At 38.1% G+C, this 24,320-nt stretch carries 19 protein-coding genes; 15 read left to right on the top strand and 4 right to left on the bottom strand.

The features are described from left to right. Nucleotides 1-85 precede the first annotated feature (85 nt). The 3 genes from cysC to hypF form a co-directional block, all read right to left on the bottom strand. Nucleotides 86-697, bottom strand: a complete 612-nt coding sequence (cysC, locus tag BROSI_RS00255) for an adenylyl-sulfate kinase (RefSeq protein ID WP_052561255.1) — start codon at nucleotides 695-697, stop codon at nucleotides 86-88. 225 nt (nucleotides 698-922) lie between these two features. Continuing rightward, nucleotides 923-1,120: a HypC/HybG/HupF family hydrogenase formation chaperone gene (locus BROSI_RS00250; protein WP_200891659.1), complete on the bottom strand. Its 198-nt coding sequence runs from the start codon at nucleotides 1,118-1,120 to the stop codon at nucleotides 923-925. Between the two features lie 8 nt (nucleotides 1,121-1,128). After that, nucleotides 1,129-3,456 (bottom strand): carbamoyltransferase HypF, encoded by a 2,328-nt coding sequence (gene hypF / locus BROSI_RS00245; RefSeq protein ID WP_052561250.1) that lies wholly within the window; start codon nucleotides 3,454-3,456, stop codon nucleotides 1,129-1,131. Between the two features lie 744 nt (nucleotides 3,457-4,200). Between hypF and BROSI_RS00240 the strand changes: the two genes are divergently transcribed. The 10 genes from BROSI_RS00240 (at nucleotide 4,201) to BROSI_RS00195 (ending at nucleotide 16,872) form a co-directional block, all read left to right on the top strand. Further along, nucleotides 4,201-5,046, top strand: coding sequence for a polysaccharide biosynthesis/export family protein (locus tag BROSI_RS00240; RefSeq protein WP_052561246.1), 846 nt, complete (start codon nucleotides 4,201-4,203; stop codon nucleotides 5,044-5,046). Nucleotides 5,047-5,060: 14 nt separating this feature from the next. Then, nucleotides 5,061-6,680 (top strand): polysaccharide biosynthesis tyrosine autokinase, encoded by a 1,620-nt coding sequence (locus BROSI_RS00235; RefSeq protein WP_052561243.1) that lies wholly within the window; start codon nucleotides 5,061-5,063, stop codon nucleotides 6,678-6,680. A gap of 93 nt (nucleotides 6,681-6,773) precedes the next feature. Beyond that, nucleotides 6,774-8,207: a mannose-1-phosphate guanylyltransferase/mannose-6-phosphate isomerase gene (locus BROSI_RS00230; RefSeq protein WP_052561240.1), complete on the top strand. Its 1,434-nt coding sequence runs from the start codon at nucleotides 6,774-6,776 to the stop codon at nucleotides 8,205-8,207. Between the two features lie 92 nt (nucleotides 8,208-8,299). After that, nucleotides 8,300-9,454, top strand: coding sequence for a GDP-mannose 4,6-dehydratase (gmd, locus tag BROSI_RS00225; protein WP_052561237.1), 1,155 nt, complete (start codon nucleotides 8,300-8,302; stop codon nucleotides 9,452-9,454). An 86-nt stretch (nucleotides 9,455-9,540) separates the two neighbouring features. Next, the gene (locus BROSI_RS00220) at nucleotides 9,541-10,713 is read left to right on the top strand and encodes a GDP-L-fucose synthase family protein (RefSeq protein WP_052565548.1); all 1,173 of its coding nucleotides are present in this window, start codon (nucleotides 9,541-9,543) and stop codon (nucleotides 10,711-10,713) included. Between the two features lie 32 nt (nucleotides 10,714-10,745). Further along, on the top strand, nucleotides 10,746-12,287 hold the full coding sequence (locus BROSI_RS00215; protein WP_157842283.1) for a flippase: 1,542 nt from the start codon (nucleotides 10,746-10,748) through the stop codon (nucleotides 12,285-12,287). Nucleotides 12,288-12,365: 78 nt separating this feature from the next. Beyond that, nucleotides 12,366-13,406, top strand: a complete 1,041-nt coding sequence (locus BROSI_RS00210; RefSeq protein ID WP_052561231.1) for a radical SAM/SPASM domain-containing protein — start codon at nucleotides 12,366-12,368, stop codon at nucleotides 13,404-13,406. A 134-nt stretch (nucleotides 13,407-13,540) separates the two neighbouring features. Next, entirely contained in the window at nucleotides 13,541-14,692 is a 1,152-nt protein-coding gene (locus BROSI_RS00205; RefSeq protein WP_420886063.1) for an IS4 family transposase, read from the top strand. A 54-nt stretch (nucleotides 14,693-14,746) separates the two neighbouring features. Beyond that, complete coding sequence (locus tag BROSI_RS00200) at nucleotides 14,747-15,661, top strand: sulfotransferase family protein (RefSeq protein WP_052561228.1); 915 nt, start codon at nucleotides 14,747-14,749, stop codon at nucleotides 15,659-15,661. A gap of 230 nt (nucleotides 15,662-15,891) precedes the next feature. Then, on the top strand, nucleotides 15,892-16,872 hold the full coding sequence (locus BROSI_RS00195; protein ID WP_052565544.1) for a sulfotransferase family protein: 981 nt from the start codon (nucleotides 15,892-15,894) through the stop codon (nucleotides 16,870-16,872). Here the strand turns inward: BROSI_RS00195 and BROSI_RS00190 are convergent. Continuing rightward, nucleotides 16,869-17,153, bottom strand: coding sequence for a hypothetical protein (locus BROSI_RS00190; RefSeq protein ID WP_052561225.1), 285 nt, complete (start codon nucleotides 17,151-17,153; stop codon nucleotides 16,869-16,871). The two genes, BROSI_RS00195 and BROSI_RS00190, sit on opposite strands and share 4 nt — an antisense overlap. A gap of 64 nt (nucleotides 17,154-17,217) precedes the next feature. Here BROSI_RS00190 and BROSI_RS00185 point away from each other — a divergent pair, with 64 nt between their 5' ends. The 5 genes from BROSI_RS00185 (at nucleotide 17,218) to BROSI_RS00165 (ending at nucleotide 24,075) form a co-directional block, all read left to right on the top strand. Beyond that, entirely contained in the window at nucleotides 17,218-18,105 is an 888-nt protein-coding gene (locus BROSI_RS00185) for an IS1595 family transposase (protein WP_052561223.1), read from the top strand. A gap of 30 nt (nucleotides 18,106-18,135) precedes the next feature. Then, nucleotides 18,136-19,566 (top strand): O-antigen ligase family protein, encoded by a 1,431-nt coding sequence (locus BROSI_RS00180; protein ID WP_052561221.1) that lies wholly within the window; start codon nucleotides 18,136-18,138, stop codon nucleotides 19,564-19,566. Between the two features lie 89 nt (nucleotides 19,567-19,655). Next, complete coding sequence (locus BROSI_RS00175) at nucleotides 19,656-20,567, top strand: sulfotransferase (protein ID WP_052561219.1); 912 nt, start codon at nucleotides 19,656-19,658, stop codon at nucleotides 20,565-20,567. A 33-nt stretch (nucleotides 20,568-20,600) separates the two neighbouring features. Next, the gene (locus BROSI_RS00170) at nucleotides 20,601-22,832 is read left to right on the top strand and encodes a WD40/YVTN/BNR-like repeat-containing protein (RefSeq protein ID WP_052561217.1); all 2,232 of its coding nucleotides are present in this window, start codon (nucleotides 20,601-20,603) and stop codon (nucleotides 22,830-22,832) included. After that, nucleotides 22,810-24,075 carry a glycosyltransferase family 4 protein gene (locus BROSI_RS00165; protein WP_052561214.1) on the top strand — a complete coding sequence of 422 codons (1,266 nt, stop codon included), beginning with the start codon at nucleotides 22,810-22,812 and terminating at the stop codon, nucleotides 24,073-24,075. The genes BROSI_RS00170 and BROSI_RS00165 overlap by 23 nt, the downstream gene beginning before the upstream one ends. Nucleotides 24,076-24,320 lie beyond the last annotated feature (245 nt).

Genomic DNA, 24,320 nt, shown 5'->3' with positions numbered 1-24,320 from the left:
GCTACGATTGCGCGTGACAGGGATATTTGAATTGTTGGTTAAAGAAGTGAACCCAACCTACCTGTATTACATCCAGCCACATTCCTCAAAACTTCACATACCCCTTTCCCTCAAGATAATTTAATACTGTCCGCGTTGATTCTTCAACGGTCATCTTTGAGGTGTCGATCATCAACTCAGGATTCAAGGGCTCTTCATACGGCGCTGATATGCCGGTAAATTCCTTGACTTCGCCTGCGCGTGCCTTTTTGTAAAGCCCTTTTGTATCACGCTGTTCACAGACCTCAAGGGGGCATTTTACATAAATCTCTACAAATTCCCCATCTTTCAGGAGTTTCCTGACATTGTCCCTGTCCTGTCTGTATGGCGATATAAAGGCCGTTATGGTTATCATATTTGCATCCGTAAACAGCTTGGCCACCTCGCCAATGCGCCGAATATTTTCCGTACGGTCTTCGGGTGAGAAACCAAGATTTTTATTGAGACCGTGACGAATATTGTCACCATCGAGTATGTACGCCAGATGTTTATTTTCAAGGAGGGCATGCTCAAGCTCAACGGCAATGGTTGACTTTCCCGAACCTGACAGGCCTGTAAGCCATATGGTTACCCCTTTTTGTTTCATGAGTTTGAATCTGTCGTCTTTGGTAATCTTGCCATGATGCCATTTGATATTGGTAGCTTTTTGTACTGTCATGTCATCTCCTTTTATAAGTATCAATGCGTCAAATAAAAACTTCCAAAACTCTAAAATCTTTGACTATCACAACTATGCTTCAAAACAGATACCTTATATTATTTTTAAAGTTTTGAATATTATATGAACCCGTCTGAAAATGCAAACTATTTTCCTGCTTTATACAAAAATATGGCAATACAGGTTGCTAAGGCATTTGAACATGCGGCAATCTCTGTAAAAAAATCATTCTTGCAAAAAACTTTCAAGCAATGCGATTGTCACAGCCGCCTCTTTTTCATCTAATTTTTGAATGGCATAACCTGCATGGACGATCACATAATCACCAACCTTTACATCTTCTAAAAGCTGAAGCCCGATCTCCTTCTGCAGACTGCCAAGTTCGGCCACACCGGTGATGCCATTATTTTTAATAAGTTTCATGGGAACGGCTAAGCACATATTCTACATCTTTCGCTGGCAATAACTGCCTGTCCTAATGAGATACCTCCATCGTTGCATGGAATTTTTTGAGGAAAATACACCTTGAAATCGTTTGAACTGAGTTTCCGGATAAGCCGGCTGGAAAGAAAATTGTTTTGGAATACTCCACCCGACAGAACAACGTCGTTTAAACCCAAACTGTTACGGAGTATTGTGCATACCTGAAGTGTCATATTTGCTATGGTATTGTGAAATTTTGCAGAAATTACCGAATTTGCAGTCTTAGATTTCAGATCATTTACTATATGTTTAATAATTTGCCCCCAATGAACGATATGTAAGGGCATGTTACAGCGTGCCCCTGCAATGACATCAATATCAAACGGGTAGCTTCCAGTTTCATATTCGTCCGCGATTAATTCGAGTTTTATTGCAGCCTGACCCTCGTAGCTAACGGAGTGGTGCAAACCAAGTATTGAAGCCACACCATCAAATAGCCTTCCCATGCTTGATGTTAACGGTGAATTAATACGGTGTAATAACATTTTTAAGAGTATTTCTATTTTTGCTCGGTTTAATTCCCCATCTGTTTTTTCTGCCGACAAGAGGGGACTTGTGTGAGGGATCAAAGGAATATTGTCACCATAAATCTGATAGAGATATGAAACAGCCATACGCCACGGTTCTTTGATTGCCTGTTCTCCCCCAGGCATGGGTACATAATCGAGATGGCCTGCCCGGTCATAGCCTGAAAAGTCTGCAACAAGAAACTCTCCTCCCCAGAAATTACCATCATCCCCATACCCTAATCCATCAAATGCCACGCCGATTACTTTGTTATTAATTCCATTCTCAGCCATACAGCTTACAATATGGGCATGGTGGTGTTGAATTCCTATCTTTAAAATCTTGTCGTTCTGAGTAAGGGCGTATTTAGTGGAAAGGTATTCCGGATGAAGGTCGTATGCGACTATCTCAGGCTCTATGGAAAAAAGCTCTTTGTAATGTTCGATACTTAACTCAAAAGAGTTTAAGGTTTCCGTATTTTCGAGGTCTCCTATATGATGACTCAAAAAAGCATGATTCCTGCGCGCCAGGCAAAAGGTATTCTTAAGAAATGCCCCGCAGGCAAGGGTAGGTCTTGTAAAAGTGTATTGCAGTCTTAGTGGAAATGGTGCATAGCCTCTCGACCTGCGGATGATCGTTTCTTTGTCCTCGTTTACCCTTACAACCGAATCGTCACATCTTATAAAGATTTCACGATCATGTGTGAGGAAATAGTCTGCAATGCCTTTGAGCCTTGCGAAGGCGTTTGAATCATTATAAACAATTGGCTCATCGCTCATGTTGCCACTCGTCATCACGAGAGAGAGTCCTGATTCTTTCAGGAGCAGATAGTGAAGGGGGGTATAAGGCAACATTACACCAAGATATTTATGCTCCGGGGCAACTTCCGGGGAAAGGGTACAACGACTCGTTTTTCTCAGCAACACGATAGGTTTTTGTGCCGATAATAAGAGAGCTTCTTCCTTGCCATTCACGTGGCAAAACTGCCTTATAGTCCCGATGTTTTCCATCATTACGGCAAGTGGTTTATCATCCCTGTTCTTTCTTTTCCTCAGCAGAGAGACGGTCGTGCTATTCATTGCATCACAGGCAAGATGGTATCCCCCAACCCCTTTTACAGCAACGATCTTTCCCCCTTTCAGAAGATTGCAAACGGTGGAAAGGGGATCGCGTGTATGAACTTTTAAGCCTTCGCTGCTATATAGTGTTAGCTGAGGACCACAAACAGGGCAGGCGTTGGGCTGGGCATGGAACCTTCTATTTTGGGGATCATAATATTCCTTGCTGCAATCCGGGCACATAGGAAAACTTGACATTGTTGTATTGGCCCTGTCATAAGGAGTATCTTTTATAATAGTAAAACGAGGGCCGCAATTGGTGCAGTTAATAAAGGGGTAACGATAACGCCTGTCTGTTGGGTTATGTATTTCATTGAAACAATCCTGGCAGATCGAAATATCGGCAGAAACTATCGTAGTATCGCCTTCTTTAATAGCGCTTTCTTCGATGACAAATTCCTTGTAACCTCTGGGAGGAAATGACCTATAGCGGATGTCTTCAATAATAACGTGGGGAGGGGGTGATTTAATAAGGTGGTCAAGAAATTCTTTTATAGATTCATTACGACCTTCGACATCTATGAAAACTCCGTTCGTGTCATTTTGTACAAAACCAGCTAAGGAAAATTTTGTGGCAAGATTATAGATAAAAGGGCGGAACCCCACCCCCTGAACAAGACCCCTGGCAGAGATTTGCATTCTTTTCAGCATGAGAACTTCCCTAATACTGTCAATAAATTTTGATTCTATTTAATAATACTCTTGTCCAAATTAAGATTTTAAGCTAAGGCCTGATTTGGTATAAGATGATTGATGTACGAAACTCACCAACCGAGGGGGTCTCAGGAGTAAGTCGATTTTGTAGCATATTTAGTCAGTTTTTGCAATGATTTCCTCGTTCTGTTGGATCTTCAAAATTCGTGAATTTATGGTATCCAGGAGAAAATACTTGTTTTTGTCTGGCAATATTTATAAAATTATACCTGAGCAATTAATTTAGTGCAAGAGTGGGTCATACTGTAATTAAATTGTTTACCATAAATCGGCATAAATGCGAGCGTCTTCAAGCAAGATCAGACTCGTCACACCTAGCCATGCAAGTCTGGCAGACAAAATTCTTACCAAAAAGAGAATCAAAGGATAAAATCTTTACAGGCAGGCCTTTTCATAGAGGTATTTTTACCAGAGAAAGGTGGTGAATGGAATAAATAGTTTTTTATTATGACAGCCTTTTTCCAAGAACAGTTTGTTGATACTAAGGTTGTTTTATAGGAGTGACGATAGATTGTCAGGCGGTTTTAATAGCTTTTCCAAAGTATTCCTTAAAAATCTGCTAAAATTTAAAGGTAAAGAATTATCAAATGTTGTCGATAATCAAATGTGTTTCTATATTCAACAACACAAAGAATGTAATTTACACTTTTTTAAATTTTTGGATCAAAACAGGTGATGGAAATGATAAAAAATACTATGGTAGTTTTCGTGATATTATTAATTGCCTTTATTACATCCACTTTATGTTGTGCAGATGAACCTAAGGAACAAGAGTATACTATTAGCGCTGATGATGTGCTTAATATAAATGTACTTGGACACGATGACCTTAAAACGGTAGCAAAAGTAACAGCAGATGGTTCAATATCGTTCCCGTACATCGGAACCATTTATGTTAAAGGAATGAGTTTGTCGGAGATTGAAAAAGAAATAGCAAAAAGACTTGCCAGCGGTTACATAAAATATCCTGTTGTGTCTGTAACCCCGTCAACTTCTAAAAGCATGAAATTTTTTGTATTTGGAGAGATTAAAAATTCAGGGAAATATATACTCGAAGACAATATGACAGTATTGAAAGCTATCTCTGCGGCGGGAGGCATCACTCCCGAAGGATTTTATGGCGATGTAAAAGTCAGACGCAGGCAGAGAAATAAAAAAGAATATAAAGAAATCAATATAGATCTCAGAGGTACTCAAGAAAGCGGCATGAACGGCGATATGGCCATTGAACCCGAGGATATAGTAATTGTTGAACGCAGCAGAAGTTTCTTTGTATATGGTGAAGTTTTGAAACCTGGTAAATTTACACTTGAAGAGGGTACAACAGTTCTTAAGGCAATATCCCTTGCTGGCGGCTTTGCAAAATACGGTTCTCTTGACAGAGTCAAAATTCTCCGAACAGTTCCGGGTAAAGCGGAATACACAAACATAAAAGTTGATATGAAAGGCGCCGTGAGTGGACAAGTTGGTAAAGATATTCGTTTAGAGCCGGAGGATATAGTCATAATATTAGAAGGCATTCTTTAAGGGAGGATCATAACTTGAATTTTTCTGGAAGTACTTTACGAGATTATTTAACCGTTATTTTCAGACACAAGGCCGTAATTATCATTACATTTGTGGTCATAATGATAAGCGTTGTCATCGGGCTGGAACTTAAAACGCCGGTTTATCATGCCCAGGTTAAGATGCTCATTTCAGGAGAAAAACAGTTTGAGTCTCCTTACTATAAGGAATTGAATAGTTATCAACAAATTGGAATATCTCTTACTCAGGCTGAGATTGTTAATTCAAACCCTGTAATTGAGCGTGTTGTAAGGGCGCTTAAACTTTATGAACGTCCATCTGATTACGAGAAGAATTACTGTTCCACGCTGAGAGCGTATTTGATAGATTTAAAGCTTTGGATATCGCAATGGATGGAAAAGTTTGCCGTGGATACCGAAACCGGACTTACGGCGCCGAATCCTGATAGCGTGCCTCCCGAAGATGAACAGACATATGCCATTAGAATGGCAGTAGAAGGACTCAAAGGGAGCATAGCAGTTAATCCAATAAGAGACACCAATTTATTTACAATCGATGCATATGACTTTAGCCCTGAAGCATCTGCTACAATTGCCAATGTGGTAAGCCGGTCATATGTTATTTACGACCTTGAGCAGCAAATGGCAGAGCTTCAATTGCAATACGGAGAAATGCATCCAATCGTGATACAATTGAAAAATGCAATTGATAAGATGTCCGGAAGTCTTACCGGAAAGACACTCTCTACCACAGAGGCCATTGGTCCTGCAAGTGTTAAGATTATTGAGCAGGCGCAGCCACCCCTTGAGCCAGATGGAACCGGTAAAATCGTCACCTTGTTTATTGCCTTTTTAATGAGCCCGTTTTTAGGAATTATACTTGCTTTTGGGTTTGAATATGTTGACCATACATTTAAATCACCCCAAGACGTGGAAACATTTCTTAATTTACCTCTTTTAGGCTCCATCCCAAAAAAAGGGTTTAAAAATCAAGCTTTGAATACAGATTCGAAGAGAATGAATCCCTTCTATCAGAATCTCTCAGACCAAATATATCTTTTAATGAAAGATAAAGGTTTAAAGTCAATCTTGATAACTGCATGCTCACCTTCAGACAGGTCTACCACAATTATAGCCAATCTCGCCAATTTTTTGTCGAACAAGGCAGGTCATAAAGTGGTAGTTATTGATGCCAATTTACGAGCCCCGGTAATCCACAAGATCTTTAATATCTCTGATGAGAAGGGTCTTGCGAATGTACTCGAAGGTAAAATCTCATTAGAAAAAGCGGTTCAGGATATAAGTCCTAATTTAGCAGTGTTACCGGCGGGTGATACGTCCCTTAATTCGACACCCCTTTTAGATTCTACCCGTATGGCCAATGTAATCAAGGCTGCCAAAGAGAAGTATGAGCTGGTTTTTATTGATTATGCAAACCTAAGGAGCTTTAAAGATGCCTGCGTCCTTTGTCCATATTTAGATGGAATTGCCCTTGTTGTGAATGAAGGAAAAACCAGCCGCCATGTCCTGCAACGATTATTAACACCTTTGAAACAGAAAAAAGCAAATCTGGTTGGCGTAATCATGAATAATCGCACCTATGCAATTCCTAAAGTTATTTACGAGCGACTATAAGCTATGATTTTCTTAGCCAAGGTTACAGTGGCATTTTTTTCACTGAGATATTGGCATGGGGTTTTTGATTAAACGTCTTGGAGGACCATTCAAGTGAAGGCGCTAATTCTTGCGGGGGGCAGTGGAGAAAGGCTCTGGCCGCTATCAAGAAAGAACTACCCGAAGCAATTTTTAAGATTGAATGGCGACAAATCTTTTCTGCAACAAACGGCGGAGAGACTCTTAAAGGCGCTTTCCAAAGAAGATATAATAGTATTAACAAATAATGATTACAAATTCCATGTTTTATCAGATTTAAATTCTTTGCCTGCAATCAATCGTCAGGCGTCAAATTCTCATATAATTCTTGAACCTGCAAGCAGAAATACAGCGCCTGCAATAGCGCTTGGTATTAAATACTGCATGGAAAAGCTTGGCTGCAAAAAAGATGAGATTGTGTTTTTATCTCCTTCGGACCATATAATAAGACCGGTGGATAAATTTCCGGAGTATATCAAGTTTGCCGAAGAAATAGCCCGAAAGGGCTATATAGTAACCTTTGGAGTGAAACCGGATAAACCCGAAACTAGCTATGGATACATAAAATTCAGCAGTCAGCGCTCAACGGAGAGCGGTAAGAATTTTTTTAAAGTAGAAAAATTCACAGAAAAACCTGATATTGAGACGGCAAAGTGGTACATAAATGCCGGGGACTATTTCTGGAATTCCGGGATGTTTGCATTTAGTATTGAAACGATAATTGAAGAGTTGAATAGTTATGCGCCTGATATTAGAGGAATGATTGATTTGAGTTTTGAAGAAATGCTGCTGGGCTTCAGTCGGATGCCAAACATCTCCTTAGATTATGCAGTTATGGAAAAATCAGACAAGGTGGTGGCGCTTCCTTTCGCTTTGTACTGGAATGATGTAGGCTCATGGGATTCTCTCTATGATGTTCTGGATAAGGATGAAAACGGCAATGTGAAAAAGGGTGATGTCCTGGCAATAGACACCAGGGGGACCCTTATCCTTGGCAATAAAAGGCACATAGCAACCATAGGGCTGGAAAATTGTCTGATTGTTGAAACGGATGATGCCATATTGATTGCAAAAAAGGGAGAAGCACAAAAAGTAAAAGATATTGTAAATAAACTGAAAGAAGATGCACGGACAGAAGCAGAGGAACATGTTACTACTTACAGGCCCTGGGGAAGTTATACGATTCTTGAGAAAGGTTCTCGGTATAAAATAAAACGGATAGTGATAAATCCAAATGAGAAACTAAGTCTCCAGATGCATTACCATCGGTCTGAACATTGGGTAGTGGTAAAAGGAAGCGCAAGGGTCACTATAGGCGACAGAGAAATGTTTATCCACGAGAATGAATCTGCTTATGTTCCGAAATCAACTTTGCACAGGCTTGAAAACCCAGGTAAAGTGCCAGTGGAAATAATCGAAGTTCAAAATGGAGAATATATGGGTGAAGATGATATCGTGAGATGTGAAGACATCTATGGGAGAATACCACTGGTAAATAGCGCTGGTTAAATTATTAATAGCGATGTAATACGCGTTACATGCAAAAGAAATCATTATCGATTTGAATCAGCGCTAGAATAAAATCTTTAATAAGAAAGATTATGAAAAAGGCTTTAATAACCGGGATTACAGGGCAGGATGGTTCATACTTAGCTGAATTCTTGCTTTCCAAAGAGTATGAGGTCCATGGAATCATACGAAGGGCATCGACGTTTAATACTCACCGAATAGACCATATCTATATCGATCCACATACACCAAAGGCAAAACTTCTTCTTCACTACGGAGACCTTTCAGATCCTGCTCTTATAGCCGAAATCATATGGAATATAAAACCAGATGAGATATATCATCTGGGCGCTCAATCGCACGTCAGGGTTTCTTTTGATATGCCAGAATTTACCGGAAACATAACTGGTTTAGGAACGACACGCATTTTGGAGGCCATAAGAAGGAGTGGCGTTAAAGTCAAGTTCTATCAGGCATCCTCTTCGGAAATGTTTGGAGCATCTTCACCGCCTCAAAATGAAAAAACGTTGTTCTATCCCAGGAGTCCATATGCTATAGCAAAACTTTATGCCTACTGGATGACTGTTAACTATAGAGAAGGATACGGACTTTTTGCCTGCAATGGAATACTTTTTAATCATGAAAGTCCCCGGAGAGGAGAAACGTTTGTGACAAGAAAAATTACAAGAGCGATAGCCAATATCCTTGCCGGAAAGCAAAAGACAATTTTTCTGGGAAATCTGAATGCTAAAAGGGACTGGGGGTTCGCTCCTGAGTATATAGAGGCGATGTGGCTTATGGTTCAGCAGGATGAACCGGATGATTATGTGATAGGTACAGGAGAAAGTTATTCGGTAAGAGCATTTGCGGAAAGGGCATTGAAATATGCAGGTATAGAAATAGAATGGAAAGAGAAGGGGGTTCAGGAGAAAGGGTTTGTCAAAAGTGTAGATAAGAGATGGAAAGACAATTTAAAATCCGGTGTTCCCTTGATTGAAGTAGACCCGAAATATTTCCGACCTACAGAAGTTGAACATCTCGAGTCAGACATAGCAAAAGCAAAACGGAGGTTGGCATGGCAGCCAAGAACTACTTTTGATGAGCTTATAAAAATCATGGTTGATTATGATATGCAGCTTGCAGGGCTTAAACCCGGTGGAGAAGGAATAGCAATTTCAAAGAAAAAAGGATTCGATTACACCAATCATGATTTTTCATTTTATGAGAAGATAAGAGAAGGATGTTAGTTGTTCTGTATCTGTGATTATTTATGGTGATTTACGATCATTAGAATAACGATAAATAACTCATGACAATAAATAATCCAATAGCCATGAACCAAAGTTCTAAAATCTATGTGGCCGGTCATAAAGGTCTGGCGGGTTCTGCCATTGTCCGTAAACTTCAGGATTTGGGTTATACAAATATCATCGTAAGAACGCATAAGGAGTTGGACTTAACAAGGCAGTCTGAGGTAGAGGCGTTTTTTGAAGGAGAAAAGCCAGAATTTGTTTTTTTGGCCGCAGCTAAGGTCGGTGGAATATTGGCTAACAATACGTACAAGGCAGAATTTATATATCAGAACACTATGATAGCTGCAAATGTAATTCATGCAAGCTATGCATATGATGTTAAAAAATTATTGAATCTCGGTTCATCGTGTATATACCCGAAATTTGCCCCTCAACCGTTGAAGGAAGATCATTTGCTTACCGGGAGTCTTGAACCTACCAATGAGCCGTATGCGATAGCGAAGATATCTGCAATAAAACTTTGTAGATATTATAATGAACAATACGGGACAAACTTTATCTCCGTGATGCCTGCTAATCTTTATGGTCTTGATGACAATTTTGATTTGGAGACGTCCCACGTGTTGCCTGCTTTAATAAGAAAAATGCACCTGGGAAAGTGTTTACAAAACGGTGATTTTGTCTCTGTGAGAAAAGATTTAAAAAAATATCCGATACATGATCATAATGAGAACCATGTAAAAGATGAGGAGATCGTCAATCTCCTTTCCAAATTTGGAATCAAAAGCAATTATCCAATAAACATGAAACATGAAACCAGAAACTCACATTTCACAACTCTTGTTGAGGTTTGGGGAAGCGGCGCTCCTTCCCGTGAATTTCTCCATGCGAATGATTTGGCTGACGCCTGCATATTTTTAATGCGGAACTATAATGCGCCGGATATCGGTGAGTTTATAAATATTGGCACAGGCAAAGAACTGAAGATCAAAGAACTTGCGGAAATTATTAAGGAAATTGTAGGATTTAAGGGAGAAATACACTGGGATACTTCGAAGCCCGATGGAACGCCAAGGAAGCTTCTGTGCGTTGAAAAGATAAATAGACTCGGTTGGGAAGCAAAAATTGACTTTACTGATGGACTAAAGGTGGTATATAATAACTATGTTCTAAAAAATAGTAAAAAGGGTAGCGCTATTAGCAAATCTTGTGACTTAAAAACATTTTTTAACAAACGTTTTTTGACAAAGTAATGCAAAACGTATCCGATGATTCCGCGAAGGATGTGAAAAAGGTTGCCAAAGGGGCCGGGATTAGCTTTATTGGAAGCGTGACGGGAAGATGCCTTTTTTTTGCATTACAAGTTATTATTGCCCGCTTTTTTAGTACAGAAGTTTTTGGTTTGTTTACCCTTGGACTAACCGTCACAAGAATTGCGGAACTCATTGCCCGTTTGGGTCTACATATGGGGACAATGAGGTTTGTTTCCATCTACCGAAAGGATGACGTTGGAAAATTAAAGGGTATTTTAATCAGTGCTCCTCTAATCTCTTTTTCTAATGGAATACTGATTGGGGGTTTGATTTATTTTTTTGCAGGCACTATAGCAGAATCCATATTCTATAAGCCAGCATTAACGAATGTAATAAAAAATTTTGCCTTGGCTGTTCCATTTATGTCTTCCATGACGATCATTGCAATGGCTTCGCAAGGTTTTCATACAGCAAGGTTTTCTGTATATATAAAAGATATTATTCAGCCGTCAGCAAATATTGTTTTTGTAATTCTTTTTATTAAACTGGGTTATGCTGTTTCTGGAATTGTCTTTGCCTTCACTCTCTCATATGTGACAGCAGTTCTTGCGGGATTTTTCTTTATTACCAGACAATTCCCGATAATAAAAAAGAGAGATATTAAACCTGTTTACGAAATCAGAAAACTTTTAAGTTACTCTACTCCACTTTTGTTCAATGGTTTTTTGGCATTTCTTATCTTATGGACGAATACTCTTATGCTGGGCTACATGAAGACACCCAGAGAAGTTGGTGTCTACCGTGCTGCATCCCAGGTTCCCATATTTCTTACCCTAATTTTAACAGCCTTCAATTCTATCTATGCCCCAGCCATTGCGGATATGTATCATCGAGGACAGATGGGCCGTCTGGGGAAGATTTTCAAGACCACGACTCGTTGGGTTTTTCTTTTAACATTGCCTTTTACTTTAATTCTTATTTTTTCTGCTGGGGAGATACTAACGATCTTCGGCCGCGATTATATCAAAGAGGGTATTCCTGTCTTGAGAATAATAGCTATTGCACAATTTATTAATTGTGCGACAGGCGGTGTCGCATTTACTCTGACGATGACCGGAAAACAAAAGACAGATATGATAAACAATATGGTGATGGTTGTTGTAAATGTAGCTTTAAACTATTTTCTTATCCCAAAATACGGATGTTTGGGTGCCGCAATTGCCACAGGTATTTCAATTGGCACTGTTAATTTTTCACGGTTATGGGAGGTTTATTTTATATATAAAATTCAACCATATAACATGAGTTATATGCCGGGAATTGCGTGTGGAACAATTGGGATTATTATACTTTATACTCTTGATAAATATTTTTTGGTCGAAGAGTATTTGCTAATTAATAATTATTTGTTAAATCATGCAACTTTAATAAAACTTGTCTCAAATGGTCTTGTTGTTTGTATCATATTTGTTGTAGGTTTTATAATCAAAGGCTTTCGAGAAGAAGATAGATTTGTCCTTGACGCCATAACAAAAAAATTTAAATCGAATATTTTTAAATTGAAAGTAGAATAGAAGATTATAGTAAATACCAAAGAAGGTATTCAAGTTCATAATAAGTTTGCCGTAGTAAGATTCTTGAGGGAGTGTGAAATGGGATTGATTATAAATAAACCTACATACATGCCGTGGCATTTAAGCCATATGAAATTCCTAAAAAGCATATTTCAAAAAAAAATACAAAGCCAAACAAGACGCAAACTTCAAAAATTACTTCCTCCATTATTCCAAAAAGAGGAAATTCCTTTGTTTCACCATGTACAATTTGAAACAGTATCTATTTGCAATAATGATTGCTCTTTTTGTCCAATGAATATACATCTTAAAAAAAGAGAGTATAAAGAAGCCGATTGGGTGGTAATAGAAAGGTTAGGAAATGAATTACAAAATTATTCTTTTGAAGGAATCCTGTCGCTTTTCAATAATAATGAGCCTTTAATAGACAGAAGATTGCCTGATATAGTCGCCTTTTTCAGAAAAAAGGCTCCCCGCGCAAATATAAGAATAATGACTAACGGTATATTAATCAATATTAAAGTTGTTGAACAATTAATTAAAGCTGGAATTAGTTATATTCACATAAACAATTATAATGAGAAGAATGAATTTATTCCTTCAGTAAGCAAGTTCATTAATGATTTTAGTATATCTAAATTTAAAGACTCAATTAATGTTGTTGTAACTATGAGATATAAAAATGAAGTTTTACACAATAGAGGCGGCAATTCTCCGAATATACCTGTACTTGCTAAAAGCAAAAAATGGTTCTGTATATTTCCATTTGAACAAATCAATATTAACCCGTGGGGGGATATGACTATTTGCTGCAATGACGTACTCTATAAACGAAAGATGGGAAATATTATGGGTGACAAAAGCATTTATCAATTATGGGCAAGTAAGGAATATAAGAATATTCGCAACTTATTAAGTAATGGAAAAAGAGAGGGTATAGATATTTGTTCCGTTTGTAATAATCCCGGTATAGAAAGAACTATTGACTCTAGGACGGGCAAACCTATAGGACATAATATTACGTATAAAGTAGAAAAATCTGTTTCAGGTATTGAGCAACTCCGATGGAATACAGAAATTATAGTAAACGACATAAATAAGTCAGCATTGTCCGGTTAGAAATTTGCGTAAAACAAAAGACAATAAATTTTTTTAGAAAGAGGTATTTTTTGCTTGACTTTTTGAAATAGTCAACGATGGCAAAATTTTTATAACACTTTAACTATAAAGGAGTTATAAAAATGCCATATACCATTGATCCGTTTTGCAAACAGCAAAAAATTCCCACGTTTCATGAACTGTTTAGTCCTGTACAGAATATTTTTCATTCGGTGCCACCTCTTGAATCAAAAGGAAACAGGCCGTTGCAGATGAATTTCGAACAACAACTCAAAGCACTTATTTATTACCATCTCCAAGAACATTCCTCAGGCAGAGATCTCCTTCAGGAACTCCAAGAGGATGATTTTGCCAGAACCAAAATAGCGCCTCCCGACGGTATCAAAAAGAGCAGCTTTTTCGAGGCCATCAACCACAGAGGCCTCGAGCAACTCCTCTTTATTTTCACGAAACTTCAAGCCGATGCCACAAAGGTGCTCCCCAAGGAATATGAACATCTGGGGGAACTCGTCAGTATTGATGGTTCATTCATTGACGCAGTCCTTTCCATGCATTGGGCAGATTACCGAAAGGGGGCAAAAAAAGCAAAAGCCCACCTTGGTTTTAATCTTAACCATTCTATTCCATCAAAAATTTACCTTACCGGTGGTAAAGGTGACGAACGCCCTTTCGTAAACAAAATACTCTCCCCTGGTCAGACGGGAATCATGGACCGTTATTATCAGTGCCATAAAGACTTTGACCTATGGCAGACAGAAGGAAAGCATTTTGTCTGCCGTATCAAAGAGAATACAAATAAATCCGTTATAAAAACCAATCCTCTCAAGCCAGGGAGCATAGTCTTTTATGATGCCCTTGTCCTGCTTGGAACACCCCAGGTGAATCAGACAGAAAAACCTGTTCGCCTTATCGGGTATTGGATAGACGCTAAAGAGTATTGGGTTGCAACTGACCGCCATGACCTTACTGCTGAAGATATCGCTTCTCTTTACAAGCTTCGCTGGAATATTGAAATATTCTTTGGTTGGTGGAAGCGCCACCTCAAGGTCTATCATCTTATCGCACGATCACAGCACGGATTAATGGTTCAAATACTTGCAGGGTTAATTACCTATCTTCTACTTGCTATTTACTGTCACAATAATTTCAAAGAAAAAGTTTCTATCAAAAGAGTCAGAGAGTTGAGAATCAAAATAAATAATGAAGCCAGAAACTTAAACTTTTCTCCTTTTGGCAACTACAATTTCAAAGAACATGCTAAAAATTATGACCACGCAAAAACTTAACCGAACAATGCTGTAAATAAGTATAAATAAATACAGCATTAGATTTACAAAAAAATGTCGACTAAAATAATATTGCCTAATTTTCTCATTGTTGGTGCCGCAAAAAGCGGAACCACTTCGCTTTATCGTTATCTGGAGCAACATCCAGAAATTTATATGAGTTCGGTAAAAGAGCCGAGATTTATAACAGCTCAATTCGTAAAATTTCCTTTGGGAGGAATAGGGGACGAAAAAGCCGAAAAAAGTATTGTAAAAAGTTTTGATGTATATAAAAAATTATTTAAAAAGAGTAATAATGAAAAGGCAATAGGAGAAGCAAGCGCTGACAATCTGTATTTTTACGAAGATGCTATTCCACATATCAAAAAATATTTAGGAGATGTGAAAATAATCATCATATTACGAAATCCTGTGGAAAGGACTTTTTCTAGCTATCAAATGTTTGTTGCAAGTTTGAGAGAGCATTTATCATTTGAAAGTGCTTTGAAAGCAGAAGATCAAAGAAAAAAGATGAATTGGGCATATGGCTGGCATTACAAAAGTGTCAGTTTCTATTATGAACAGGTAAAAGCATATTTAGAAAAATTTAGCCAAGTTAAGGTTTGCTTGTATGACGACTTAAAAGTAGATTCTTTAAATTTGATAAATGATATGTATAAGTTCTTAGAGGTTGATACGACATTTATACCTGACACAAGCTTCCAGTTCAATGTTGGGGGAGTCCCAAAGAATAAATTTATCCAAAAGCTTTTCATTAAACCATCTGAATCTAGCAGCTTTGTAAAGCAAATAGTTAAAATTTTTTTTTCAGAGAAAAAAATTAACAAATTAATGGAAAGATTAAGAAAAAAAAACATGAGGAAAATTCAAATGAAACCAGAAACGAGCGAGTATCTTAAAAATATTTTTCGGGAAGATATACTGAAATTGCAAGATTTAATTAACAGGGACTTATCGCATTGGTTATGATAAGGATTGAGTTTATCGCATGTGGATATAAACGAGGCAAATCGTGTACTAACGGAAGATGTCGGGAAGTAGAGGAATGGAAACTATTAGAAGAAAAATAAAATGTCTGTTTTTAGATGGAGTTTGATATGCAAACTAGCCAGGAGTAACTATTAGATTTACAGTCAAAGGGTAAGAAATTGGCATCGAGTAGGAGATAATTTATCTTTTAAATGAAAAAGGATTCCAATATGAAAGGAAAGTTACCAAATTTTTTAATAGTAGGTGCTGCAAAAAGTGGAACAACGTCTCTTTATTATTGTCTAAAACAACATCCTGAAGTATTTATGAGTCCGAATAAAGAGCCACGATTTATAACAGCTCAATTCGTAAAATTTCCTTTAAAAGGAATAAAGGATTGGAAGATTGAAAGAAAAATAATAAAGAATTTTGATGAATACAAAAAACTTTTTAGTAAGGTCAGCTATGAGAAAGCAATAGGGGAAGCAAGCGTTGATAATCTCTATTTTTACGTTAATGCTATTAAATATATAAAAGAGTACTTGGGTGAAGTAAAAATAATAATTATCTTGAGAAATCCGATAGAAAGGACATTTTCTCACTATATGATGCTTCGTAGGGATTTGCGGGAATATTTATCATTTGAAGATGCCTTAAAAGCAGAGGATGAGAGAAAAAGAAAAAACTGGGGATACGGTTGGCATTATCAGAGTGTTAGTTTATATTATGAACAAGTAAAGGCATATTTAGAAAATTTCAACCAAGTTAAAGTTTGTTTATATGATGATTTAAAGAGTAATCCTATTGGTTTAGCAAAAGATATTTATTCGTTTTTAGGTATAGATAGTTCTTTTATTCCTGATATGAGCATTAAGTATAATGTTTCTGGTATCCCGAGAAATAAATTTGTCAAAATTGTCTGCAATTTTTTGAGAAAGCCTACAAAACCTACGTTACGTAATTCTATAATAACACAAATATGCAAAGTTTTTTTAATTGAAAAAAAAAGGGTTAAATTCGTAGAATATTTAGATACAAAAAACTTAAAAAAAATTGAGATGAAACCAGAAATGCGGGAATATCTTAAGGGATTATTTAGAGAAGATATACTGCAATTGCAAGATTTGCTTCATAGAGATTTATCCCATTGGATCGAGGCAAAGAAGATGAAGGAGCATAATAGCCCTTTTAAGTCAGCATTGTCCGGTTAGGACATTGCGAAAGAGCATCCATGTTGTTCTTTGTGAATATGAATATTTGCGTGATGGCAGGCAGGAGTTGGTAGATCAGTGTCGAGATTGCGGGCTTCGTTTTGTATTTTGAAAGGAAAACTCATATAGAATGGCCAAAAGACAAGACTGCCGATTTTTGCAGGAACAGGTAGTTTGGCGATAACGGTCTTTGCAAACGCAGTGAGTTGGCTGGCAATAAGGATGTGACACGTATTGTCATCATCCTTGTTCCACCTGCCAGGAACCGCCGCGAACTTCAAAGGGATATCATAATCTTTCAGTTTTGCCTCAAAGGAGTGTGTTCTCTAGGAACACTTCAGAGTCATCTGTCGTTTTGAATTTCAGACAAAATATCAAACAGAAGATGATTGTGAAAAAAGGCTTTTTGAACACCGCTGGCCACAAGGATTTGCTTATCCCAGTTGCGGGCATCAAGAATATTACCATGTTACTAAGCGTAAATTGTATCAGTGCAAAAAATGTCGGCATCAGACATCTTTGACAGCCGGAACGGTAATGCATAATACGAGGACTTCGCTTCTGCTCTGGCTCTGTGCAATATATCTGACAAGTATGGATAAACGTGGGTTCTCTGCTTTGTCTCTTTCCAAGAGGCTTGGTCTGAGCTATTGGAAAGCCTGGACGATGTTGCGCAAGATTCGCCATGCGATGAAGAGTCATGATTCTACCTATCAATTGACTGGGATTGTTGAGATTAATGACTCTTTCTTTGGCAGTTCCACAAAGGGAAGTAGTAATCGCGGTCGTGACACTTCGAAAACAGCTGTAATTGTTGAAGCATCTACCCATGGAGATGCCGTTGGCTTTGCCAAAATGACCGTTGTAGACAAAGTAGACAGTGCTACCATTGACCACCTCGTAAAAGTGAGTGTGAGAGGAAATCGACCGGCTAAGACCGATGGTTTGCCTGTCTATACTATTGTTAGCAAAAGTGGACATAATCACATACAAGAAATTGTTAAAAGTAAAAATGCCCATAAAGTACTCAAATGGACACACATTTTGATCTCTAACGCCAAATCATTTATCATGGGAACTTTCCATAGATTCGGGAAAAAACATTTACAAGCATATCTTAATGAATTTTGTTATCGGTTTAATCGCAGAAAATGGGAGCTTCAACTCTTTGATAGATTAGTTATTGCCAGTGTTAACTCCCAAGCTATTTACATTGCTGAGCTAACTCAATAACCATTTACGTTTTTTAACAAGGTAATGTATATGCTAATAAAAAGCGCAATAAATGAAAAATCTCTCAATACATTTTTTGTTGGGCTGATATCCTGTTTTTTCGGAATCATGATTTTACAGTATGATTTCAAAGCCTTTGCCATCTTGGGCGCCATGACCTTTTTGCTTATTTTTTTTACTAAGATAGAGTATGCCTTTTATTTTCTTTTGGCAAGCAGAAGTATTGTTGATGTCTTTTATGATGTTGAAGCTGCTGGAGATGTTAGAATAACGCAATACATGGGAGTTTCAGTCGCAGCGCTTTCTTTATGCTATTTTCTTTTTTCCGGTTATAATGTCTTCCGTTTAAGTGTAAACAAGGTCTATGGTGTCTTCATGGGTTTAAGTATTATTCCGATTTTTTTTACCCAGGACTTCATAACAGGTTTCGGATACTGGCTTAAGTTGCTTCAGGGATTTTTGATCCTTAATATAACTATTTTGGTGGTTCTCAAGATGGAGGATAAATCGTATAAAAAAAGAATGAATGCAGTTTGTTGGTGTATTATCATAGCCTTGTTGATACCGTTTGTTCTATTCTTAAGGAATTATCTCAAAGGAATCCATACAGAATTAGGTGGTTATATTCGTTATAGCACGCAGGACTTTGGTGGCTATACAAATAACTTTTCTTACTATTTATTAGCTGTCTTTCCCATTTTCCTTTTTTTCTATTCAAAATCTGTGAAAAATTCTGGGAAAGTATTGTGGTTTATTATTTTAGCAATAATGCTTTTTATAATATATCAAACCTATACCAGAAATGTATGGATAGGGATAGCTGTTCTGCTTCTTGTATGGAATCTGGTTAGAAAGAATTTTAAGATTACGGTGCCTGTTCTTTGTTTGATTATCTTCATGGCGGTTTTTAACCCTACCGTTCGGGATCGGTTTAGCGACATATATGTAATTTTAAAAACGGGAAGTTTTTTTCGTCTGGATCCCGATTTGTTAAGTGCCAGGATTGGTATATGGCAGGCAAATTTTGATTATTTTCTTAACTACAGTACCATAATAAAAAAGTTGTTTGGTAATGGCTTTGATATTCAGTCGAAGATAGCAAATTTACGGTTGAAGGATTCTATTCCTGAACACAACAATTATTTAACCTTACTAATGACTACGGGGATCTGCGGCTTATCTGTTTATTCGTTGTATCTCTTTACGTTGTTTCGGGAATCTTTTAAATTGTTCCGTTATACAAAGCAGTTCTATTTTAAATGTCTTTCCGTAGTTTTTATCTCCGTTCTTTTTGCTTATGTAATTATATGCTTTTTCACCCATATGCTATGGAAGATTAATTTTCAGTACTATTTTTCGGCTTTTGCCGGTCTTGTAATTGCCGCTAATATCCTGGAAGAAAAAAACAGGATTAACGCTGATGCACAAAATCCAAAATTCGAAGCAAACGCTAATGAATAAAATGCCAAACAATACAATCTGCAACGAAGCATTTTTGGGGTTACAAAAAGCACATACTCTTGCAGGATGCTACGATAAGGTTTTATCAAATGCACGTTAAAGCCGCAGGGAAAGAGATGAACTTGCCAGACTTTCTGGTAGTTGGCGCAGCAAAGAGCGGTACGACTTCCCTTTATTCCTACTTACAACAGCATCCTCAGATATTTATGTCAAAGAATAAAGAGCCGTGTTTTTTCTCCTTTGCGGAGGCAAAGGAAAAGGACGAAGATATTTTTAACCGGATAAATATAGTAAGTGATTTTCATAAATATCTGGATTTATTTAAAGATGCAGGAGATTCACGGATAGCAGGAGAAGCTTCAACGGTCTATTTATATCTCTATGAGGAAACCATAAAAAATATAAAAAAATATCATCCCCATTGGAAAGAATTAAAAATTATCATAATTATTCGTGATCCTGCAGAGAGGGCCTTTTCTCATTATTTGAATGACAGAGCGGGTGGTTTGCTTAATTTTCCTTTTGAAGAGGTAATCGAAAAATGGAAATCAAGGCAATTATCAAAATATTATAACTATATTGATTATGGTTTTTACTATAATCAGATAAAGTCTTATAAAGATACTTTTGACCAGGTGAGAGTATATCTTTTTGAAAATTTAGAGGTGAATTCTAAACAGCTTGTTCATGATTTACTGGAGTTCCTTGGTGTGGATAGCTCTTTCAATATCGAAACTGGCCTGAAACATAATGTGTCGGTGGGTGACAAGGATAAACTTTTGGGAAAGCTCATATACAAGCAGAACTTGTTGAAAGAGCTAATCAAAAAATTCCTACCCGCAGGAGCCAGGACAAGCATAAGAAATAAGATTTTGGAAAGCTTTGCTCACAAGTCCCAATTAGAAGGTTCTAACAGAAAACTTCTGAAAGAGATCTATAGAGAAGATATATTGAAATTACAGGATTTGATACATAAGGATTTAACGCAATGGCTAACATAAGAATCAGATTTTTATGTTTATAGAAAAATTGCCATGAAAAAAACAATTTTTCTTTTCATTTGTTCATTAACTATTTTAAGCGTTTGCATCCTCAAGGCTGATGAAACCAGCCCATCGACGCACGTTAATTATCGTTGGTCCCCAATTAATATCAATGGGGGAGGATTTACAAATTTTGTAATTATTAACCAGAAGGAACCAAACATTGTGTATGCAGGCATTGATGTTGGGGGTATTTACAAGAGCACGGATTATGGAGACTCATGGATGCCGGTTAATAAAGGATTACAGTGGCCCACGGATAGGCTGGCAGCGGCGCTGACAATTGACCAGAAACAGAGAATCATGTATCTCGGAATTGGCAATTCTCAGAAGGGGGGGATATTCAAAAGTTCAGATCATGGAAAATCCTGGCAACTTTTGACCCGAAAGGTAAAATTCGATAGAATAGGAGTGAGCAGGCCCAAAGGGAGGGGATTAATTGTTGTCGATCCTGGAGATTCTAAAATTATTTATGCAGGTAGTTACAAAGACGGCATTTTCAAAACTACAGATGGGGGGATTACCTGGTTAAGAAAGGGTCTCGATGGGAAATGCGTATCGTCACTCCTGATAAACCCGGCTAATCCACAAATAGTTTATGCATCTTCGGTCATAGGAAAGGAAAGAGGAAAAGATTTTCAGGGAGGCATCTTCAAAAGCAGCGATGGGGGGGATGGTTGGATAAAGATAGGAGATATGATCGGTGATGCGCATCAATTAGTCATGGATCCTACAAATCCCAACATAATATATGCAGCTTGCGGAGGACAAGGAATATTTAAGACAATAGACGGGGGTAATGTATGGGTAGCGAAAAATAAAGGATTGGAAGAATTGATGCCAGCAAAGCTCAATTTGAGCAATATAAAATATGTTTCATTAACTATTGATCCTCAAAATCCGGAAATAATATATGCAGGATCCGGTGAGCGAAGAGGACAAATCTATAAAAGCGTGAATGGGGGGGATTATTGGGTTAAACTTACCGGTAAGAGAGAAAATATTTACCCTGAAGGTTGGTGGATTAAGGAAACAAATTGGCCGGGGGGCGCCGGATATTTTGCAAATTGCTTGTTGGTCGATCCAACTAACAGCAAACGAATTTATTCCGCAGGGAGATCCGGTATATGGAGAAGCGATGATGGAGGTGTAACCTGGCGCGCAAAGGTAAAAGGTCTGGAAGCTACCTGTCTGCACCAGATAGCCTTCGATCCGAAAAGACCGGATATTTTCTTTGTAGGAGCCAGTGATTGGGTATTCCTCCAGAGCGGGGAAAGGGGAAAGACCTTTGAGCGTTCTTTAAAAGGCATTGGCAATTGGGATGAAAAAGAGGATAAAAATATATGGGAAAAATACAGAATGAAAAACGGTTTATGTTTCGCCATTGATCCACGTCATGAAACTTCAACCGTTTATCTGGGGGGAGATGCAACGGAAATAAACAGCGGCACAATTTTTAAAAGTACAAACGGCGGGAAAGATTGGCATGAGGCAAATAAAGGTCTCCCGGTTGCCGGGGTAACAGCTTTGGCTATTGATCCTGCAAATTACGATACGGTATTCGCCGCTCTGACAGAAAAGGGGCTTTATAAAACAATCAATGGTGGAAAAGAGTGGGAGAAAGTTACCACAGGGAAGACAGATACTATTTTCCAAAGAAAAGGAAACTTAATCCTGATTCATCCCAAATCATCCAGGGTAATTTATATTTTAGATAAAGGCAATGGAGTATACAAGACTGTAAACGGTGGCAAAGATTGGGAAATTATCAGCGAAGATTTGCCACAGGATGGCATAAAGGGGATGGATCAATTTGTTGGCGGTATGGCGCTTGATCCTGATAATCCGGATATTGTCTATGTCGGATTAAGAAAACACGGGGTTTACAAGACTGCTGACGGAGGAAAAAAATGGAAGAAGGTTACACCGTCCTGTATTGTTCATGGTGGTGCAATGGGTATTGATCCGCATGATGGCGCTCTCTATCTTGCTTCCGTTCCCGGTGTAGGAGATGAAGATATCGGGGGATTTACGCCGGGTATATATAAAAGCGCCGATGGTGGCAGAAATTGGGTTCCTATCCATAACGATGATTTGTTAACGATTTCTTTAAAGATTATCTGTTTGGCAATAGATCCGCATGGCCAAGGGAAGATATATTTAACTACACAAGGAAATGGGGTTATCGTTGGAGAGCCATATGAATATTCTTCATATAAATAAGTTTCATTATTTTCGGGGCGGGGCAGAGGCGGTCTATTTAAATACAGCCCGTCTTTTAGAATCAAAAGGCCACCGTTCCGTTTTTTTTTCAATGCATCACCCTCAAAACATCCCTTGCGAGACGAGTTGTTATTTTTTGCCTTATGTAGAGTTACATACTAATAACAGCGGGATGATGTCTAAACTTAAGACTGGCGGCAGAATACTCTATTTTTTTGAGGCAAAGAAACTTCTCTCTCAGTTATTGGATAAATATCCCGTGGATATTGCCCATCTTCATAATATTTACCACCATATTTCTCCATCAATTCTTCACGTGCTTAAAAAGAGAAAGATACCTGTGGTAATGACGCTTCATGACTATAAGATGGTGTGCGCCTCTTACCATCTTCAGGCCTTTGAGAAACCCTGTGAAGCCTGTTATGGCGGAAAATACTTTATGGCGATAAAAAAAAGGTGCGTTAAAGAGTCGCTTGCTAAAACTCTTTTAAGCACTTCAGAGATGTACCTTCATCATAAAGCGCTTGATATTTATGATAATGTGGATATTTTCATTTCCCCAAGCCGTTTTCTCAAAGATAAACTCTCGGAGATGGGGTTTAAAAAAGAAATTGTCTGTCTGCCAAATTATATTGATAGCGAGAAGTTCAGAGGGCTTTCCGGAGATGTAAAGCGCCAGAGAGACAAGAAGGAGAACTCTCTTGTTTATTTTGGCAGACTTTCTCCGGAAAAGGGGCTGCTGACGTTGATTGAAGCGGCTAAAATATTGTACCAGGGAAATAAGCACAACAACTGCGCTACGGTCAAGATCATCGGAGACGGGCCTATGAGAGAAGAACTCCGGGAAAAGGTCAAGTCCGATGGTATTGATAATGTAAGGTTCTTTGGGTATATGAAGGGAGAAGACTTGTATCGGGAAATAAGAAACAGCATGGCGGCAGTCCTCCCATCGGAATGGTATGAAAATAATCCCATGTCCGTTATAGAGGCTTTTGCGATGGGCATACCGGTAATTGGCGCAAGGATAGGCGGTATTCCGGAACTCATCAGGGATAATGAGACGGGTTTGACCTTCCAGCCGGGAAATGCGGAGGATCTCAGTGAAAAAATAGAAACACTTTTAGCGGATAGCTCTCCATTTGCGGAGATGGGAAAAAAAGCCCAACAATTTGTTGAAGATGAACTCAACCAGGAAAAACATTACCGGAAGCTGATGGAGATATACGGGCAAATTGCTTTGTAAGACTGTGGAAGCAGCATAATGTTACAAGTATGGGAACGACGTTCGTTTCAGCGCTACTATCGTGAATAAAAAGCCGGGGCATATATACTAAGAAGGTTTATAGATTGTGATTTTATTTTGAAATTCCTTACTATAGATTTAATACTATTCAATAAAAGCGCTATAAATCCTGTAGGGATGAAATGATTATAGACGATAGCATAAAAACCAGCCGAAAAACCCCGAAGGGGTGATATGATCGTTTT

The organism is Candidatus Brocadia sinica JPN1 (genome assembly GCF_000949635.1).
In the GTDB taxonomy this organism is placed as follows: Bacteria; Planctomycetota; Brocadiia; order Brocadiales; family Brocadiaceae; genus Brocadia; species Brocadia sinica.
The sequence above is the reverse complement of the archived record's forward strand: the minus strand, read 5'-3'. Positions and strand labels throughout refer to the sequence as shown.

Bases quoted from the DNA above. Each gene is read 5' to 3' on its own strand.
- cysC (WP_052561255.1), bottom strand. From the start codon at position 697: ATGACAGTACAAAAAGCTACCAATATCAAATGGCATCATGGCAAGATT.
- BROSI_RS00250 (WP_200891659.1), bottom strand. From the start codon at position 1,120: ATGAAACTTATTAAAAATAATGGCATCACCGGTGTGGCCGAACTTGGC.
- hypF (WP_052561250.1), bottom strand. From the start codon at position 3,456: ATGCTGAAAAGAATGCAAATCTCTGCCAGGGGTCTTGTTCAGGGGGTG.
- BROSI_RS00240 (WP_052561246.1), top strand. From the start codon at position 4,201: ATGATAAAAAATACTATGGTAGTTTTCGTGATATTATTAATTGCCTTT.
- gmd (WP_052561237.1), top strand. From the start codon at position 8,300: ATGAAAAAGGCTTTAATAACCGGGATTACAGGGCAGGATGGTTCATAC.
- BROSI_RS00220 (WP_052565548.1), top strand. From the start codon at position 9,541: ATGAACCAAAGTTCTAAAATCTATGTGGCCGGTCATAAAGGTCTGGCG.
- BROSI_RS00210 (WP_052561231.1), top strand. From the start codon at position 12,366: ATGGGATTGATTATAAATAAACCTACATACATGCCGTGGCATTTAAGC.
- BROSI_RS00200 (WP_052561228.1), top strand. From the start codon at position 14,747: ATGTCGACTAAAATAATATTGCCTAATTTTCTCATTGTTGGTGCCGCA.
- BROSI_RS00195 (WP_052565544.1), top strand. From the start codon at position 15,892: ATGAAAGGAAAGTTACCAAATTTTTTAATAGTAGGTGCTGCAAAAAGT.
- BROSI_RS00180 (WP_052561221.1), top strand. From the start codon at position 18,136: ATGCTAATAAAAAGCGCAATAAATGAAAAATCTCTCAATACATTTTTT.
- BROSI_RS00175 (WP_052561219.1), top strand. From the start codon at position 19,656: ATGCACGTTAAAGCCGCAGGGAAAGAGATGAACTTGCCAGACTTTCTG.
- BROSI_RS00170 (WP_052561217.1), top strand. From the start codon at position 20,601: ATGAAAAAAACAATTTTTCTTTTCATTTGTTCATTAACTATTTTAAGC.
- BROSI_RS00165 (WP_052561214.1), top strand. From the start codon at position 22,810: ATGAATATTCTTCATATAAATAAGTTTCATTATTTTCGGGGCGGGGCA.